This is a genomic window from Cupriavidus sp. MEYA8, from assembly GCF_059278825.1.
On sequence record NZ_CM181222.1, the window covers coordinates 1,723,475 to 1,741,000 of the forward strand.

17 protein-coding genes are annotated in these 17,526 nt (G+C 67.3%); 8 read left to right on the forward strand and 9 right to left on the reverse strand.

The genetic code is table 11. From position 1 onward, the window contains the following. Window positions 1–52 precede the first annotated feature (52 nt). Complete coding sequence (locus AC5WJ1_RS24960) at window positions 53–427, forward strand: hypothetical protein (RefSeq protein WP_135703004.1); 375 nt, start codon at window positions 53–55, stop codon at window positions 425–427. A gap of 62 nt (window positions 428–489) precedes the next feature. Here AC5WJ1_RS24960 and AC5WJ1_RS24965 read toward each other — a convergent pair whose 3' ends face one another. The 4 genes from AC5WJ1_RS24965 to AC5WJ1_RS24980 form a co-directional block, all read right to left on the reverse strand. Next, on the reverse strand, window positions 490–744 hold the full coding sequence (locus AC5WJ1_RS24965; protein ID WP_135703003.1) for a translation initiation factor 1: 255 nt from the start codon (window positions 742–744) through the stop codon (window positions 490–492). A gap of 80 nt (window positions 745–824) precedes the next feature. After that, complete coding sequence (infA, locus tag AC5WJ1_RS24970; protein WP_133094266.1) at window positions 825–1,046, reverse strand: translation initiation factor IF-1; 222 nt, start codon at window positions 1,044–1,046, stop codon at window positions 825–827. Between the two features lie 73 nt (window positions 1,047–1,119). Further along, a complete protein-coding gene (locus tag AC5WJ1_RS24975) occupies window positions 1,120–1,380 on the reverse strand; it encodes an isochorismatase (protein WP_135703002.1) in 261 nt (86 codons plus the stop codon). Window positions 1,381–1,797: 417 nt separating this feature from the next. Continuing rightward, window positions 1,798–2,706 (reverse strand): LysR family transcriptional regulator, encoded by a 909-nt coding sequence (locus AC5WJ1_RS24980; RefSeq protein ID WP_494476638.1) that lies wholly within the window; start codon window positions 2,704–2,706, stop codon window positions 1,798–1,800. A 157-nt stretch (window positions 2,707–2,863) separates the two neighbouring features. Between AC5WJ1_RS24980 and AC5WJ1_RS24985 the strand changes: the two genes are divergently transcribed. Together AC5WJ1_RS24985 and ycaC are read left to right on the forward strand one after the other, a co-directional pair. Beyond that, entirely contained in the window at window positions 2,864–3,541 is a 678-nt protein-coding gene (locus AC5WJ1_RS24985) for an isochorismatase family protein (protein ID WP_494476639.1), read from the forward strand. 85 nt (window positions 3,542–3,626) lie between these two features. Continuing rightward, window positions 3,627–4,253 (forward strand): isochorismate family cysteine hydrolase YcaC, encoded by a 627-nt coding sequence (gene ycaC, locus AC5WJ1_RS24990; protein WP_135702999.1) that lies wholly within the window; start codon window positions 3,627–3,629, stop codon window positions 4,251–4,253. Window positions 4,254–4,380: 127 nt separating this feature from the next. Here ycaC and AC5WJ1_RS24995 read toward each other — a convergent pair whose 3' ends face one another. The 4 genes from AC5WJ1_RS24995 to AC5WJ1_RS25010 form a co-directional block, all read right to left on the reverse strand. Continuing rightward, complete coding sequence (locus tag AC5WJ1_RS24995) at window positions 4,381–5,739, reverse strand: MFS transporter (protein ID WP_494476640.1); 1,359 nt, start codon at window positions 5,737–5,739, stop codon at window positions 4,381–4,383. A 32-nt stretch (window positions 5,740–5,771) separates the two neighbouring features. Then, the gene (locus tag AC5WJ1_RS25000) at window positions 5,772–7,376 is read right to left on the reverse strand and encodes a benzoate-CoA ligase family protein (RefSeq protein WP_135702997.1); all 1,605 of its coding nucleotides are present in this window, start codon (window positions 7,374–7,376) and stop codon (window positions 5,772–5,774) included. A gap of 93 nt (window positions 7,377–7,469) precedes the next feature. Next, window positions 7,470–9,017, reverse strand: a complete 1,548-nt coding sequence (locus tag AC5WJ1_RS25005) for a 3,4-dehydroadipyl-CoA semialdehyde dehydrogenase (protein WP_195427000.1) — start codon at window positions 9,015–9,017, stop codon at window positions 7,470–7,472. Window positions 9,018–9,025: 8 nt separating this feature from the next. Continuing rightward, window positions 9,026–9,517, reverse strand: a complete 492-nt coding sequence (locus tag AC5WJ1_RS25010; protein ID WP_135702995.1) for a DUF4863 family protein — start codon at window positions 9,515–9,517, stop codon at window positions 9,026–9,028. Between the two features lie 87 nt (window positions 9,518–9,604). Here AC5WJ1_RS25010 and AC5WJ1_RS25015 point away from each other — a divergent pair, with 87 nt between their 5' ends. The 4 genes from AC5WJ1_RS25015 to boxA all read left to right on the forward strand — a co-directional run bounded on the left by AC5WJ1_RS25015 (window position 9,605) and on the right by boxA (window position 15,331). Next, window positions 9,605–10,567: a helix-turn-helix transcriptional regulator gene (locus AC5WJ1_RS25015; RefSeq protein ID WP_135702994.1), complete on the forward strand. Its 963-nt coding sequence runs from the start codon at window positions 9,605–9,607 to the stop codon at window positions 10,565–10,567. 212 nt (window positions 10,568–10,779) lie between these two features. After that, window positions 10,780–12,438 (forward strand): 2,3-epoxybenzoyl-CoA dihydrolase, encoded by a 1,659-nt coding sequence (boxC, locus tag AC5WJ1_RS25020; protein ID WP_494476641.1) that lies wholly within the window; start codon window positions 10,780–10,782, stop codon window positions 12,436–12,438. Between the two features lie 56 nt (window positions 12,439–12,494). After that, window positions 12,495–13,922, forward strand: coding sequence for a benzoyl-CoA 2,3-epoxidase subunit BoxB (boxB, locus tag AC5WJ1_RS25025; RefSeq protein ID WP_195427006.1), 1,428 nt, complete (start codon window positions 12,495–12,497; stop codon window positions 13,920–13,922). Window positions 13,923–14,050: 128 nt separating this feature from the next. Beyond that, entirely contained in the window at window positions 14,051–15,331 is a 1,281-nt protein-coding gene (boxA, locus tag AC5WJ1_RS25030; protein WP_135702991.1) for a benzoyl-CoA 2,3-epoxidase subunit BoxA, read from the forward strand. Between the two features lie 91 nt (window positions 15,332–15,422). Here the strand turns inward: boxA and paaX are convergent, their stop codons facing one another. After that, on the reverse strand, window positions 15,423–16,346 hold the full coding sequence (gene paaX / locus AC5WJ1_RS25035; RefSeq protein ID WP_133094278.1) for a phenylacetic acid degradation operon negative regulatory protein PaaX: 924 nt from the start codon (window positions 16,344–16,346) through the stop codon (window positions 15,423–15,425). Between the two features lie 139 nt (window positions 16,347–16,485). Between paaX and paaA the strand changes: the two genes are divergently transcribed. Further along, window positions 16,486–17,484 (forward strand): 1,2-phenylacetyl-CoA epoxidase subunit PaaA, encoded by a 999-nt coding sequence (gene paaA / locus AC5WJ1_RS25040; RefSeq protein WP_135702990.1) that lies wholly within the window; start codon window positions 16,486–16,488, stop codon window positions 17,482–17,484. The last annotated feature ends 42 nt before the right edge of the window (window positions 17,485–17,526 follow it).

Consider the following 17,526-nt stretch of genomic DNA (forward strand, 5'->3'; position numbering starts at 1 on the left):
CGCCGGCGCCAGCGTGCGCGGCAGCATCCGTCAGCCAGCAGGGAATTCGTACATGGACATACGTTCGGGATCATCCGGTTTTCTGTGCACGTTGCCCGGCGAGGGCAAGGGCATCACCTACCACGTTGCGGTCTGCTTCATCGATGCGCAGCGGCCCACCGGTGTGCTTTTCACCAGCTTTGTCGGGGTCGGGCGGCGCGCATTCGCCGTGCTGGCCGAAGCCGATGCATTGCCGGACCAGCTTGGCGCCAGCGGCGAAGCGCTGTGCCGGCTGGCCATCGGCCAGGTGGTACGCGACCAGCTGCATGACAAGGCGCGGGAAGGCGACTATGTGCTGGACCTCGGCGCTGCGCCGTGGGACGGCGAACTGAGGCCGGTCGGCAGCGGCGTCCGGGCCGGACGGCCGCATGTGCGCGTAGTGGGCTGAGGCGACGCTCAGGGGCGCTCAGGCCGCTCGTGCCGGCACGCGGCAACACGGCGCGATTCCTGTCAGATCTTGAACACCGGGGCGCCGTGGCGCTCCAGCAGCGCTTCGATCAGCGCCATGTCGGCGATTTCGGGCGTGCGGTCTTCCACCGCGCGCGACGGGCCGCAATAGGTCGCGGTCACGTGGCGCCTGACCGTCAGTACGCCGGCGGCCGGCGGCGCGATCTGTACCTCCTGCCACGGTGAGTGCCGGTAGGTGCCTGCCTGCCAGCCTTCCGGCGTCAGGTGCAGGGCTTCCCATTCTTCGATGGTCGACATGGTCGGTTCTCCTATGCGATGAAATGACGTGTTGGGGTGGCATGCGCCGGTGCGGCACATGCCATGGCGGAAAACGCGGCCTACGACTTGTGTCGATAGTTGATGCGTCCCTTGGTCAGGTCGTACGGCGACATTTCCAGCGTGACGCGGTCGCCGGCCAGCACGCGGATGCGGTTCTTCTTCAGGCGGCCGGACGAATAGGCCCAGACCTCGAACCCGTTTTCCAGCACGACGCGGAAGCGATTGTCCGGCAGCACCTCGGATACCTTGCCGCCAAATTCCACCAGTTCTTCTTTTGCCAAAGAGGCTCCTTGCGAGAGCGGCGCCGGGATGGCGCACGCCGTTGTGACGGCCCGTAGGCCGGAAGATCGGTGGTTACCGCAGGCGCAGCCGCGCCGCGGCGCGTTCCCCGGCACGCCGCGCGGCCAGGCACGCACGGGCTTCGGTGCGGTGCGTGTCGTGGCGCATGGCCACGTTGGCGACGATGCGCTCGGCGCCGTTGCGGTATTCGGCAATCATGTAGGTCGCGAACCAGAGGCCGGGTTCCTGCTGGATCGGATAAACCGAAACGGTGTACGGGTCCTGGCTGAGTCGGTTGTCGAGGCGTTGGTTGTGGTGGTGGTTGTGTGGCTTCAATGTGTTGTCCGTTCAAGAGGCGCGGCCGCGCGCGGCGCGGTGCATCGGTCCGATGCAGGCGGCGCAGGATTGGCGACCGTTCGCCGTTGCTGTAGGCCAGCGTCGGGGCCCGCGCGCGGCGCAGGCAGGGAGTCTGGCGGGAGTGGACCATGCCTGCGCAACCGGTGCGCTGCGAGGGGCGCACCGGTTGCGGAGCGGGCGTGCCGCCGGTCGGATAGGGTGAGGGGCGTTGCCGCCCTGGGAATGCCGGGATCGGGCCCGGCCACCGCCGATGTACTTTTTGTGGGATGGTCCTGCGGCGGGCGCACTGGCGTCGGGCGTTGCCGATCCGTGCGAACGAAACCGAATGATACCACTTCTGGCGCGGGCCGTTCCCGCATGCCGGACAGCGCACGTGGCGCGCGCCCTGCCAGACGCTCAGGTTTCGCTGATCTGCGCGAACCGCTGCGACAGGAAATCGATCAGCTCGCGCACTGAGGGAAGCAGTCCCCGCCGCGACGGGAACACCGCGTGGATCACGCCGCCCTTGATCGACCAGCCGGGCAGCACCCGGACCAGGCGGCCCTCGCGCAGTTCGTCGCTGACCATCATCACCGGCAGTTGCACCAGCCCGGCGCCGGCCACCGCGGCGGTGCGCAGCATGATCATGTCGTCGGTGACCAGCCGGGGCTTGTGGTGCAGTTCGGCGCTGGCGCCGTCGGGGCCGTGCAGCGCCCACACATGCGTGGGGCGCGGCGGACCCAGGTCCAGCGTCGACAGCGGGTTCAGGTCGGCCGGCGTCAGCAGCGGGGGCCGGCCCTCCACCAGCCTGGGGCTGGCGAGGATGCACCAGGCACGCTCGGCCAGCACCCGCATGACCAGGTCGCCGTCGTCCAGCGGCGGCACGCGCACGCGGATAGCCAGGTCCACGCCTTCGGCGACCACGTCCACGCGGCGGTTGGTGGCCTCCAGGTGCACCGTGACCTTAGGGTTGGCGGCCATGAAATCCGCAATCATTTCGCCCACGCGGGTATGCAGCAGCGCCACCGGGCAAGTCATGCGCACCAGGCCGCTGGGTTCGGCGCGAGTGCGCTCGATCACACTCTCGGCGGCCTCCGCCTCGACCAGCATCGCCTTGCAATGCGCGTAGTAGGTCTGCCCCAGTTCGGTCACGGAAAAGCGGCGCGTGGAGCGCTGGATCAGGCGCACGCCCAGCCGCTCTTCCAGCATGGCCACGCGCCGGCTCAGCTTGGACTTGGGGATCCCTAGCTCGCGCCCCGCCGGAGCAAAGCCCTGGTGGTCGACTACCTGCGCAAAGTAATACAGGTCGTTGAGGTCCGGATGCAACGGCGGCTCCTGTCGTCCTGCCAGTAGGACGCTGAGGGCGGATTTTCAAGCCTACCGGGGCAATCTGCCAAGACCTATGCTCTTGCCACACGGTCGGTTCCACGGCGTCGGCGCCACGGCCACCGTATCCCAGTCCACTGTGCAAGGAGAAAGCGAGATGACCACCCCCGCCAATTTCAATGGCAAGCGCCCCGCAATCGATCCCGCCGATACGGCCATGCTGCTGATCGACCACCAGAGCGGCCTGTTCCAGACCGTGGGCGACATGCCGATGCCCGAGCTGCGCCTGCGCGCCGCCGCGCTGGCCAGGATGGCAACGCTGTGCAAGCTGCCCGTCATCACCACGGCCTCGGTGCCGCAAGGCCCCAACGGCCCGCTGATTCCCGAGATCCACGAGAACGCCCCGCATGCCCGGTATGTCGCGCGCAAGGGCGAGATCAACGCGTGGGACAACCCCGACTTCGTTGCCGCGGTGAAGGAAACCGGCAAGAAGACGCTGATCATCGCCGGCACCATCACCAGCGTTTGCATGGCGTTCCCGTCGATCAGCGCGGTCGCCGACGGCTACAGGGTGTTCGCCGTGGTCGATGCCTCCGGCACCTATTCCAAGATGGCGCAGGAAATCACGCTGGCGCGCATCGTCCAGGCCGGCGTGGTGCCGATGGATACCGCCGCGGTCGCCTCCGAGTTGCGGCAGAGCTGGAACCGCCCGGACGCGCAGCAATGGGCCGAGGTCTATACTAAGATCTTCCCCGCCTACCAGTTGCTGATCGAGAGCTACATGAAGGCGCAGGACGTCGAGAAGAAGCACGAGGTGCTGGACTCCCAACGCTGACATTGTTCGCACAGGCAAGGCTTTTACCCACGGAAGCGGCCGGTGAGAAATCCTCCGGCCGTGCCCGTTTTCACAGGAGCACGCCATGAGCAAGACCTACAAGCGCCTGGACAAGAGCCAGGCAGCTGTCCTGATGGTCGACCACCAGGCCGGCCTGCTGTCGCTGGTCCGGGATATCGAACCCGACAAATTCAAGAACAACGTGCTGGCATTGGCCGACCTGGCCAAGTATTTCAAGCTGCCGACCATCCTGACCACCAGCTTCGAAGACGGCCCCAACGGTCCGCTGGTGCCCGAGCTGAAGCAGATGTTCCCCGACGCGCCGTTCATCCCGCGGCCGGGCCAGATCAATGCCTGGGACAACGAAGACTTTGTCGCGGCGGTGCGCGCCACCGGCAAGAAGCAGCTGCTGATCGCGGGCGTGGTCACGGAGGTGTGCGTGGCATTCCCGGCGCTCTCGGCGATCGAGGAAGGCTTCGACGTCTTTGTCGTGACCGATGCCTCCGGCACCTTCAACGAAATCACGCGCGATTCCGCGTGGCGCCGCATGTCGGAGGCCGGCGCGCAGCTGATGACGTGGTTCGGCGTGGCCTGCGAGCTGCACCGCGACTGGCGCAACGATATCGAGGGACTGGGCACGCTGTTCTCGAACCATATCCCCGATTACCGCAACCTGATCACGGCATATACGACGGTGAAGGGCGGGAAATAATCCGCATTGCCTGCAGGACTGCCGGTTTGCTCCCCTCCCGCTTGCGGGAGAGGGCAGGGGAGAGGGGCAGGGGGGAGAGGGCAGGCCGTGGGTATGCCCGTGGATGTGCCGACGGGCGAGATAACACTCAAGCCTGCTTCACCGCGCCCCCCACTGGCTCCCGATCGACCTCGCCCTGCGCCGAGGCCGACCGGCGGTGGTCGATCAGCGACACCGCCAGCACCGCGATCACCGCCGGGATCGCGATCGCCATGAAGTTCTGCTGCAGCGGCAGCGACATCCCCACCAGCACGCCGATCACGATCGGCGCCAGGATCGCGCCGCTGCGGCCCACGCCCGAGGCCCAGCCGATGCCCGTGCCGCGCACCGCCATGGGGTAGAACTGGCCGGCATAGGCATAGGTGACGATCTGCGTGCCGATGGTCGAGGCACCGGCCAGTCCCACCACCACGAACAGCGCGGCGGTCGGCATCGGGTAGCCCAGCAGCGTGATCGAGATCGCTGCCAGCGCGTACATGCCGATCAGCACATGCTTGATCGGCAGGCGGTCGGCCAGCCAGCCGCCGCCCACGGCGCCGATCATCGCTCCGAAGTTCAGCACCAGCACGAAGGTCAGCGCGGAGCCCAGGCTGTAGCCGGCGGCGGCCATCAGCTTGGTCAGCCACGAGCTGAGCGCATACACCATGAACAGGCACATGAAGAACGCCACCCAGAACATGGCCGTGCTGAAGCCGCGGCCGTCCTGGAACAGGCGGCGGATCGGCGCGCTGCCTGACTTGTCGTCGGCGGGCAGCGTGAAGACGTCGCCGGCCTGCGGGCGGTGCGATGGCACCAGCCGTGCTACCACGCCCTGCAGCGTGGCGGTCTGCCTGGTGCGGATCAGGTAGGGCATCGACTCCGGCAGCGCGCGCAGCACCAGCGGAACCAGCAGCACCGGCAGCCCCGCGGCCAGGAACACCGACTGCCAGCCATAGCTTTCGATCAGCCCCTTGCCCAGCAGCGCGGCCAGCATGCCGCCGACCGAATAGCCGCTGAACATCAGCGTCACCAGCGTGCCGCGCAGCTTGCGCGGCGAGTACTCGGTCATCTGCGCCACCACGTTGGGCATCACGCCGCCGATACCCAGCCCCGCCAGGAAGCGCGTGACGCTGAACGCGACCGGATCGCTGGCAAGGCCCGCGGCCGCGGTGAACACGCTGAACAGCCCGATGCAGATGGCGATGGCGCGCCGGCGGCCGATACGGTCGGCAATGGTACCGAGGAAGATCGCGCCGAACATCATGCCGAACAGCGCGGAACTGACCATGAAGCCAGCGCTGGTCGCGGTGACGCCCATCTCCTTCATGATCGACGGCAGCGCGATGCCGGCGACGGCCAGGTCATAGCCGTCGAAGATGATGATGAGCGCGCACCAGAACAGGATTTGCGCATGGAAGCGGTTGAAGCGGGCCTCGTCGGCCAGCTGGTGGACATCGATCTGACGCATGGTTGTCTCCGGTAGGGTGGGATGGCGCGTGCTTACGCCACTGCTATGGCGCGCTCTGCGGCGGCCTTCAGTTCGCGCTCGCGCAGCACGAAGCGCTGGATCTTGCCCGTGGCGGTCTTGGGCAGCGTGTCGACGAATTCGATCGCACGCGGGTATTTGTACGCGGCCAGCCGCTCCTTGACGAAGGCCTTCAGCTCGCCGTCGCCCAGCTGCGCGCCGGCCTTCAGCACCACGAAGGCCTTGGTCTTGACCAGCCCTTCCTGGTCCGGCACGCCGATCACCGCGGCCTCCAGCACGGCGGGATGCTGCACCAGCGTGGCCTCGACCTCAAACGGCGAGACGTAGATGCCGCTGACCTTGAGCATGTCGTCGCTGCGGCCGGCGTAGCTGTAGCTGCCGTCCGCGTTGCGCACGTACTTGTCGCCGCTCTTGGTCCAGCCGCCGCGGAAGGTCTCGCGCGATTTCTCGCGGTCGGCCCAGTACATCATCGCGGCGCTGGGGCCCTGGATATAGAGATCGCCGATCTCGCCGTCGGCAACGGGCTGGCCGCATTCGTCGCGCAGCTCGATGGCGTAGCCCGTCACCGGCCAGCCCGTGGTGCCGTAGCGCACCTGACCGGGGCGGTTGGAAAGAAAGATATGCAGCATCTCGGTGGAGCCGATGCCGTCGATGATCTCGCAGCCGAAATGCGCGGTGAAGCGCTGGCCGATCTCGGCGGGCAACGCTTCGCCGGCCGACGAGCACAGCCGCAGCGCCACGTCGGCGCGCGCGGGCAGCGCGGGGTTGGCCAGCATGCCGGCGTAGCCGGTGGGCGCGCCGAAGAACACCGTGGGTTTGTGTTCCAGCCAGCGGCGGAAGGTGGCCTCGGGCGTGGGCCGCTCGGCCATCAGCACCACCGTTGCGCCAACGCTCAACGGAAAGCTCAGGCCATTGCCGAGGCCGTAGGCGAAATACAGCTTGGCCGCGGAGAAGCAGATGTCGTCCTCGCGCAGGCCCAGCACCGGGCCGGCATAGAGCGCGGCGGTCCAGTACGGGTTGCCGTGGCTGTGCACCACGCCCTTGGGCTGTCCGGTCGAGCCTGACGAATACAGCCAGAAGCCCGGATCGTCGCAACTGGTCGCGGCGGGCGCGGCGAGCGGGGTTTGCGCGGCGAGCACCGTGTCGAGCGGCACCATGCCCTCGGGCAACTGCCCTTGCGCGCGCGACACGAACACCTTGCCCACCTCATGCCCGGGCACCGCCAGCGCGTCCCGCAGCACCGGCAGCAGCGCCGCCGACACCAGTACCGCCTGCGCGCGGCTGTGCTGCAGCATGTAGACGTAGTCATCCGCGGTCAGCAGCGTGTTGACCGCCACCGGCACGACACCGGCGTACATCGCACCCAAAAAGCTCACGGGCCAGTCGGTGCAGTCGTGCATCAGCAGCAGCACGCGTTCCTCGCGGCGCACGCCGGCGCCGAGCAGCGCGGCGGCCAGGCGCCGCGCCTGCTGCGCCAGCTCGCCGTAGGTAAGCCGGCCATCGTCATCGATATAAGCGGTCTTGTCCGGGCGCCCGGCATTGCACGCCAGCAGGTGCGCGGCAAAGTTGAAGGACGCGCCCGGCGGCTGCACCGGGACGTCTGCGGTGGTGGCGGTCATGCTTGTCTCCCCGTTACTGGTGTACGGTGTGCTGCGCGCCGCCATGCGAGGACGGCGCGGTGAAGGAGGGGTGAAGGCGTGTGGAACCGGCGCTCAGGCCAGCGTGCCAAGTACCTCGGTGCTGGCCTGGATCGCGCTGCGGCGATGGTAGAAATGCAGCGCGCGCAGGCCGCCCAGCTCCTCGCCGCCGCCGGCGCGGCCGGGGCCGCCATGCAGCGATTGCGGCATCACGTTGCCGTGGCCGGTGTGCAGCTGCGCGACGTCGGGAGAGATCACATGCACGCGGCCGTGGCTGTCGGCCAGTTCGACCGCGGCGGCGCCGAGCGCAGCGGCATCGCTGCCATAGAGCGAGGCCACCAGCGAACCCTGGCCGCGGCGCACCAGTGCGAGCGCATGCGGGGTATCGCGATAGGGCAGAAGCGTGGCGACCGGGCCAAATACTTCGGTGTCATGCACCGCCGCGGCCGCATCGGCATCGCTGGCGCCGAGCAGCGTCGGCCCGAGGCAGCAGGCCACGGCCGGATCGGCGTCGACCAGCGGCTGCCGCGTGCCGTCGTGCAGCACCTGCGCGTGCCGGCGCAATGCCGCCAGCGCCGCGGTGACCGCATCGAACTGCGCGCGGCTGACCAGCGCGCCCATGCGCACCGAGTCGTTGCGTGGATTGCCGACGATGACTTTCGAAAGCCGCGCGCCGATCGCTTCGGCGGCCTGCCCGTAGAGCGCCTCGGGCACGAACACGCGGCGGATCGCAGTGCACTTCTGCCCGGACTTGACCGTCATCTCGCGCACCACTTCTTTCACCAGCAGCTCGAACGCGGCGGTGTCCGGCCCCGCCTGCGGCAGCAGCACCGCGCTGTTGATGCTGTCCGCCTCGATATTCACGCGCACCGAGCGTTGCGCGATGGCCGGATGCGAGCGGATCACCGCCGCGGTATCGGCCGAGCCGGTGAACGACACCACGTCGAACGGCTGCAACTGGTCCAGCAATCCCGCCGAGCTGCCGCAGACGACCGACAGCGCGCCCGCCGGCAGCACGCCGGCCTCGACCACGTCGCGCACCATGCGCTGCGTCAGCCAGGCCGTGGCGGTGGCGGGCTTGGCGATGACCGGCACGCCGGCCAGCAGCGCGGGCGCAGCCTTCTCCCACAGTCCCCAGCCCGGGAAGTTGAAGGCATTGATAAACAGCGCCACGCCGCGCGTCGGCACCAGCACGTGCTGCGACTGGAACAGCGGATCCTTGCCCAGTCGCGCGGCCTCGCCGTCGGGCAGGAAGCGGCGGTCGCCGAGCGCATCACCCAGCTTGGCATAGGTGCCCAGCGTAAAGATGCCGCCATCGATATCGACCGCGGAGTCGTTCTTCACGGTGCCGCTGTTCGCTGTGGCAATCTCGTAATAGGCATCGCGGTTGGCCTGCAGCACCTTGACGATGTCGGCCAGCAGCGCGGCGCGCTGTCGGTAGGTCAGCGCGCGCAGCGCGGCACCGCCCTGTTCGCGCGCGAAGGCAAAGCCGGCGGCGAGATCCAGGCCGGCCGCATCGACCCGCACCAGTTCATCGCCCAGCACGGGATCGAACAGCGGCGTGCCGGCACCGCTGCCGGCCTGCCACTTGCCGCCGAGGTAGTTGGAAAGCAGTTCGGTCATGGCGGTCCTTAGCGGGTGGAGTCGCGGGTGAAGTCGATCAGGCCTTCCGGCAGCAGGTAGAGCACCAGCGCGCGGCCGTTGCTGACAGTGGGGCGGTGCGCGCTGCCCGCCGGGCATACCAGCCAGCCGGCGGGGCGGCCGTCGAATTGCGCATTGCTGCCGTCCAGCGGCATGATCAGGTCGATCTCGCCATTGGGATGCGTATGGTGCGGACCGGCAATGTCCTGCATGTCGACCACATCGACTGAAAATCCGTGCAGGTCGTCGGCGGGCTTGAAGATGCGGCCGTAACGGATGCCGCCGCCTTCGCGGTCGCACAACCAGCCTTCGGCCACGCCGGCCTCGCAGCTCGCCTTCAGTTGTTGGTAGGTAGCGCTGCCGGCGCCGTGCTCGGCATTGAGCCACGCGTCCAGCGCGGTATCGAGCGGCCGGCCGGCAAGCTGCGCGGTAAGTTGCGCAATCTGCTCGCGGAAATGCTTTGGAGAGAGGGTGAGGGACATCCAGGGGGCTCCGTCTGATTCAGCCATTGCTATCGAAGGCTTCATGCATTATTGTGCATGTATGAAAAATAGGACCACCGAGAAATCATGTCAAGCACTATATTGCATGAATCTGGGTTAACCCGGGATGAACGCCTGCAAGATGATTCAGGCGCGGCGGCCGCCAACGGCGCCGAGAAAAACCCCTTCCTGGTGGCGCTGGGCGAGCGCGTGCGCGACCTGCGCGCGCGCCGCGGCCTGACGCGCAAGGCGGCGGCGCAGGCGGCCGGGGTGTCGGAGCGGCACCTGGCCAACCTGGAATATGGCAGCGGCAACGCGTCGATCCTGGTGCTGCAGCACATTGCCGACGCGCTGCAGTGCTCGCTGGCCGGGCTGCTGGGCGACGTCACCACGTCCTCGCCGGAATGGATCCTGCTGCGCGAGTTGCTGGAGCACCGCGACGAAGCCACGCTGCGGCGCGTGCGCATCGCCGTGGGCGAGATGCTCGGCACCGGCGGCGAGAATGCCGCGCAGGCGGCGCGCAGCCCGCGCGTGGCGCTGATCGGCCTGCGCGGCGCCGGCAAGACCACGCTGGGCGGCATGCTGGCCGAGGACCTGGATTTCCCGTTCGTCGAACTGAGCCGCGAAATCGAGAAGTTCGCCGGCTGCAGCATTGCCGAGATCCAGGGGCTGTACGGCATGAATGCCTACCGCCGCTACGAGCGCCGGGCGGTGGAAGAGGCCATCCAGATCTATCCCGAAGCCGTCATCGCCACGCCGGGCGGCCTGGTGTCCGACCCGGCCACCTTCAACCTGCTGCTGGCCCACTGCACCACGGTCTGGCTGCAGGCCGACGCGGAAGACCATATGGAGCGGGTGCGGGCGCAGGGCGACTTCCGCCCGATGGCCGCGAGCAGGGAGGCGATGGAAGACCTGCGCCACATCCTGGCCGGCCGCGCCGCGTTCTATTCCAAGGCGGAGTTCTCGCTGAATACCAGCGCGCAGCCGCTGGAGCCAACCTTCGCGGCGCTGCGCGAGCTGGTGCGCTCGGCGTTGCAGATGCCGGGCTGAGGGTTCGCCCGTCACCCGGGGTGTAATCCCCGCAATTTCCGACTGCGTGCCCCTCTCCCGCCTGCAGGGAGCAAGCCGGTCGGGTGCGTTTTCCGTCCCTCCTAAAAATCTGCACAATAGTGCTTGCATAAAATCTGAGCGATGAACTATAGTTCGCCTCACCAGATTCCAGTTCATGCACTATGGTGCAGTTCCACCGAGGAGACACCGCCGTGACCACCGCCCCCCGCGTCGAGTACCAGACCACCCCCGCCCAGTACAAGCACCTGAAGCTGAAGTTCGAAGGCCCTGTCGCCACGCTGGCGGTGGATATCGACGAGAACGCCGGCCTGCGTCCGGGCTACAAGCTCAAGCTGAACAGCTACGACCTCGGCGTCGATATCGAGCTGAACGATGCGCTCAACCGCATCCGCTTCGAACACCCCGAAGTGCGCACCGTGGTCGTCACCAGCGGCAAGGACAAGGTGTTCTGCTCGGGCGCCAATATCTTCATGCTCGGCGTCAGCAGCCATGCGTGGAAGGTCAACTTCTGCAAGTTCACCAACGAGACCCGCAACGGCATCGAAGACTCGTCGCAATACAGCGGCCTGAAGTTCCTGGCCGCGGTCAACGGCGCCTGCGCCGGCGGCGGCTATGAACTGGCGCTCGCCTGCGACGAGATCCTGCTGGTGGACGACCGCTCGTCCGCGGTGAGCCTGCCGGAAGTGCCGCTGCTGGGCGTGCTGCCGGGCACCGGCGGCCTGACCCGCGTGACCGACAAGCGCCACGTGCGCCACGACCTCGCCGATATTTTCTGCACCACCACCGAAGGCGTGCGCGGCCAGCGCGCCAAGGACTGGCGGCTGGTCGACGATATCGCCAAGCCGGCGGTGTTCGCGCAGAAGGTGCAGGAGCGCGCGCTGGCGCTGGCAGCGCAGAGCGACCGCCCGGCCGATGCGCAGGGCGTCGCGCTCGCGCCGATCGAGCGGACCATCGAAGCCGATGCGCTGCGCTACACGCATGTGACGGTCGAGATCGACCGCGCCGGCCGCACCGCCACCTTCACGGTGAAGGCGCCCACCGGTGCGCAGCCGCAGGATATTGAAGCGATTGTCGCTGCCGGCGCCAGCTGGTACCCGCTGCAACTGGCGCGCGAACTGGAAGACGCGATCCTGTCGATGCGCACCAATGAGCTGGACATCGGCACCTGGCTGATCAAGACCAGCGGCGACGCCGCCGCGGTGCTGGCCAACGACGCAACGCTGCTGGCGCACAAGGACCACTGGTTCGTGCGCGAGACCATCGGCCTGCTGCGCCGCACGCTGAGCCGCCTTGACGTGTCGTCGCGCAGCCTGTTCGCGCTGATCGAGCCGGGCTCCTGCTTTGCCGGCACCTTCCTGGAACTGGCGCTGGCCTGCGACCGCAGCTACCACCTGGCGCTGCCCGACGACGAGGCGCGCGCGCCGAAGATTACCGCGGCCGAAGTCAATTTCGGCCTGTACCCGATGGCCACCGGCCAGAGCCGACTGGGACGGCGCTTCTACGACGAACAGCCCGCGCTCGATGCCGTGCGCGCAAAGGCCGGCCAGCCGCTCGATGCCGACGCCGCCTGGGCGCTGGGACTGGTCACCGCCAACCCCGACGATATCGACTGGACCGACGAAGTCCGCATCGCGCTGGAAGAGCGCGTGGCGATGTCGCCCGACGCGCTCACCGGCATGGAGGCCAACCTGCGCTTCAATGGCCAGGAAAACATGTTTACCCGCATCTTCGGCCGCCTGACCGCGTGGCAGAACTGGATCTTCCAGCGCCCCAACGCCGTCGGCGACAAGGGGGCGCTCAAGGTCTACGGCAAGGGCGACAAGGCCGCCTTCGACTGGAACCGCGTCTGATCCCGCACCCACCGCGAACCCAACGACAACCGAATCGTCCTCCCCAGGAGACCACCATGTCCGGCATCAACTACAGCGACAAGATCCCCAACAACGTCAACCTGAGCGAAGACCGCACCCTGCAGCGCGCGCTCGAGCAGTGGCAGCCCAACTACCTGAGCTGGTGGAACGACATGGGCCCGGAAGGGTCGCACACCCATGACATCTACCTGCGCACCGCGATCAGCGTCGATCCGCAGGGCTGGGCCCACTTCGGCCACGTCAAGATGCCGGACTATCGCTGGGGCATCTTCCTGAACCCGGCCGAGGCCAACCGCAAGATCCACTTCGGCGATCACAAGGGCGAAGACGCGTGGCAGGACATTCCCGGGGAATATCGCGCCAACCTGCGCCGCATCATCGTGACGCAAGGCGATACCGAGCCGGCATCGGTGGAGCAGCAGCGCCACCTGGGCCTGACCGCCCCCAGCATGTACGACCTGCGCAACCTGTTCCAGGTGAACGTGGAAGAGGGCCGCCACCTGTGGGCCATGGTCTACCTGCTGCACAAATACTTCGGCCGCGACGGCCGCGAAGAAGGCGAAGCGCTACTGGAGCGCCGCAGCGGCCAGCAGGACAACCCGCGCATCCTGCAGGCGTTCAACGAACAGACGCCCGACTGGCTGTCGTTCTTCATGTTCACCTACTTCACCGACCGCGACGGCAAGTTCCAGCTGTGCGCGCTGGCCGAGAGCGCCTTCGACCCGCTGGCACGGACCACCAGGTTCATGCTGACCGAGGAAGCGCACCACATGTTCGTCGGCGAGAGCGGCGTGTCGCGCGTGATCCAGCGCACCTGCCAGGTGATGAACGAGCTGAAGACCGACGACCCGGCAAAGCTGCGCGCCGCCGGCGTGATCGACCTGCCGACCATCCAGCGCTACCTGAACTTCCACTACAGCGTCACCATCGACCTGTTCGGCGCCGATGAGTCGAGCAACGCCGCCACCTTCTACAGCACCGGCCTGAAGGGCCGCTACGAAGAAGGCAAGCGCATGGACGACCACGTGCTCAAGGGCCAGACCTACCGCATCCTGCAGGCGCAGAACGGCCAGCTGACCGAGAAGGAAGTGCCGATGCTGAACGCGCTCAACGAGGTGCTGCGCGACGACTACATCAAGGACAGCATGGCCGGCGTCGAGCGCTGGAACAAGGTGATCGAGAAGGCCGGCATCCCGTTCCGCCTGAAGGTGCCGCACAAGGCCTTCCACCGCAATATCGGCGCGCTCGCCGGTGTGAAGGTATCGCCCGACGGCCGCGTGGTCTCCGACGCCGAATGGCGCGATTTCCGCGACCAGTGGCTGCCCACCGAAGGCGACCGCGCTTTCGTCGCCAGCCTGATGGGCCGCGTGGTCGAGCCCGGCAAGTTCGCCAACTGGATCGCGCCGCCGGTCATGGGCATCAATCGCCAGCCGGTGGATTTCGAGTACGTGCGGTTTAACTGAGCCACGGCGTCATCAACCGCGTTCGGTTTGCTCCCCTCTCCCACTGCGCGGGAGAGGGGAGCGTCCGCGGCGGGCCTCGGCAAGCTCAAGCGCAGTGCCCGCGAAGCACTCTGATTCTGGAGACCGCCATGGACATGGCAGAAATTCAAGTCATCAAGCAGCACCTGATCGATCCCGAGATCTGCATCCGCTGCAACACCTGCGAAGCCACCTGCCCGGTGGGCGCGATCACCCATGACTCGCGCAACTACGTGGTCGACGCCGACAAGTGCAACCTGTGCATGGCCTGCATTGCCCCGTGTCCGACCGGCTCGATCGACAACTGGCGCGACATGCCGAAACTGCGCGCCTACAGCATCGAAGAACAGCTGACCTGGGACACGCTGCCCGCAGAGCTTTCGCCCGAGCAACTGGCCGACCTGGCCCCCGGCGCCGGAACGCAGACCGCCGCTCCGGAGATTCCCGCCACGTCGCCGCTCGCCGGCACCGGCGAAGATACCTTCAACAGCGCGCGCTACGGCGCCACCGTGCCCCCCTGGTCCGCCGCGCATGCCTACACCAACCTCTATGGCGCCAAGTCCGCGCACAAGACCATCACCGCCACGGTGACCGGCAACGTGCGCGTGACCGAAGTCGGCCGTGAATACGACACGCACCACATCGTGCTGGATTTCGGCGCGACGCCGTTCCCGGTGCTCGAAGGGCAGTCGATCGGCATCGTGCCCCCGGGCACCGACGCCGGCGGCCGCCCGCACCACGCGCGCCAGTACTCCATCGCCAGCGCGCGCAACGGCGAGCGGCCGGGCTACAACAACCTGTCGCTGACAATCAAGCGCGTGCTGCAGGACCACGACGGCAACCCCGTGCGCGGCGTCGGCTCGAACTACATGTGCGACCTGAAGGTGGGCGACAAGGTGGAAGTGATCGGGCCGTTCGGCGCCAGCTTCCTGATGCCCAACCATCCGCGCTCGAACATCGTGATGATCTGCACGGGCACCGGCAGCGCGCCGATGCGGGCGATGACCGAATGGCGCCGGCGGCTGCGCAAGGCCGGCAAGTTCGATGGCGGCAAGCTGATGCTGTTCTTCGGCGCGCGCAGCAAGGAAGAGCTGCCGTACTTCGGGCCGCTGCAGAACCTGCCGAAGGATTTCATCGACATCAACCTGGCGTTTTCGCGCACGCCGGGGCAGCCCAAGCGCTATGTGCAGGACCTGATGCGCGAACGCGCGGCCGACCTCGTGGCGCTACTGGCTTCAGCGGATACGTACTTCTATGTCTGCGGGCTGAAGAGCATGGAGGAGGGCGTGGTGCTGGCCTTGCGCGATGTGGCGCAGCAGGCGGGCCTGCATTGGGAAGCGCTGGCTGAAGGGCTGAAGCGAGAAGGGCGGTTGCATCTGGAGACGTACTGAAGGCGAGGCGTCGCAGATAGCGCCATCGCCGCTCGCACAGGCTCCCCTCGCCCGCTTGCGGGGGAGCAAACCGGCGGCCTTCGCCGGGATGTCAGGCATGCTTGAACCGCTTGCGCAATTCGTTGGACGCATCGGCCAACCCGCCCTCCGCCACCTCCACCACCTCATGCAGGTACTTCTCGCTCGCCTCCAGCAACGCCCCATACATCCCACTACACATCCCCCGCGCCGTCCGCCCCGGCCAGTCCTGCGGCAGCAGCGCCTCCGGCAGGTTCGGGTCGCGCAGCAGCACGCGCCGGTATTCATGGACCAGCAGCGTCCGGACAAAGAAGGCATCCACCGGCGGCAAGTCTGCCGCTTCGTCCGCCAGCGGTGAAAACCGCCGCAGCAGCGCCTGCCACGCGTGCGCCACATCGCCCAGCTTGAAGGTCTGGTGCATCAGCGCCTGCAGCGGGCGCAGCGAGAACGCCTCCAGGCTGCTCGCCTCCATCACTGCCACATACTCCTGCGCGCGCGCCGCCTGGACGATCTCGCGCAGCGAGGCCAGGTCCGCGTTGGGGTGCGCCAGCACGCCCGGCGCGATGGCGCCGAAGCCTTCCCACAGCAATTCGCGCTTCAGCTTCTGCCGGATGGTGGCGCGTACGTCACCGCGCACCAGCACCATGGTCCAGCGGCCGTCCCAGGCAGGCGCCTCGCCGGCATAAATGCGCTTGCCGGCGTGCAGCATGCGCTGCAGGCCGGCCTCCGACAGCCCGTAGTAGCTGCGCCGCCCGATCCGGGTCGCGGCCAGCCAGTCGTCCGCCGCAAGGCGGAAAGTGGCCGTGCGCACCAGCCTGTCATTGATGCCGAACGGCGCCGCGAGGCGGATCAGGCTGCCCAGCCAGATCGCCTGTGGCCGCGGCGCCACCACGTCGCCGAACAGCGTCGACAGCATGGCATTGGCCCCGAGCTTCAGGCCGCGTGCCAGCCGGGCAATGCGCGGGGAGGGCAGTTCCGGAGCCGGGGAAAGCGCCATGATGGTTCTCGAAAGTGATACACATTCGCCGATTGCTTGAATCAAATTGTATCACTACCATCCATTGCAACTGACGAGCTTGATGCAAATCAAGCGCCCGTCAAGCTTCAGACAAGGCCCTTACAAAAGCGGAGCAGGCATGTACGCACAGCTGGTGGAGACAGGAGCAACAAGGCTCCGCGCGATGGAAGAGATGGACCCGCAGGAGCGCGCGTTCCAGTCCCGCGTGGATGACGGCATCAAGATCGAGGCCAAGGACTGGATGCCCGAGGCCTATCGCAAGACCCTGGTCCGCCAGATCTCCCAGCACGCGCACTCGGAAATCGTCGGCCAGCTGCCGGAGGGCAACTGGGTGACCCGTGCCCCCACGCTGGAGCGCAAGGCGGTGTTGCTGGCCAAGATCCAGGATGAAGCCGGTCACGGCCTGTACCTGTACAGCGCCGCCGAGACGCTGGGCGTGTCGCGCGACCAGATGCTGGGCGACCTGCATTCGGGCAAGGCCAAGTATTCCAGCATCTTCAACTACCCCACGCTGTCCTGGGCCGACATCGGCATGATCGGCTGGCTGGTCGACGGCTCGGCCATCATCAACCAGGTGCCGCTGTGCCGCTGCTCGTATGGCCCGTATGCGCGCGCCATGGTGCGCGTGTGCAAGGAAGAGTCGTTCCACCAGCGCCAGGGCTACGACATCCTGCTGAAGCTGTGCAACGGCACGCCCGAGCAGAAGCGGATGGCGCAGGATGCGCTCAACCGCTGGTGGTGGCCCGCGCTGATGATGTTCGGCCCGTCCGACGGCGATTCGCCCAACAGCGCGCAATCGATGCAATGGCGCATCAAGCTGTTCTCCAACGACGAACTGCGCCAGAAGATGGTCGACCAGACCGTGCCGCAGGCCGAATACCTGGGCCTGACCATCCCTGACCCGAAGCTGAAGTGGAACGAAGAACGCGGCCACTATGACTTCGGCGAGATCGACTGGTCCGAGTTCTACAACGTGATCCAGGGCAACGGCCCGTGCAACCGCGAGCGCCTGCGCACCCGCGTCAAGGCCTGGGACGACGGCGCATGGTTCCGCAACGCGCTGGTGGCCCACGCGGACAAGCAGGCCGGCAAGCAGGCGCAGCAAGCCGCCGCCTGATTTCCGCCTGATCGCACGCGGCGCAGCGCGCCGCTCCCCACA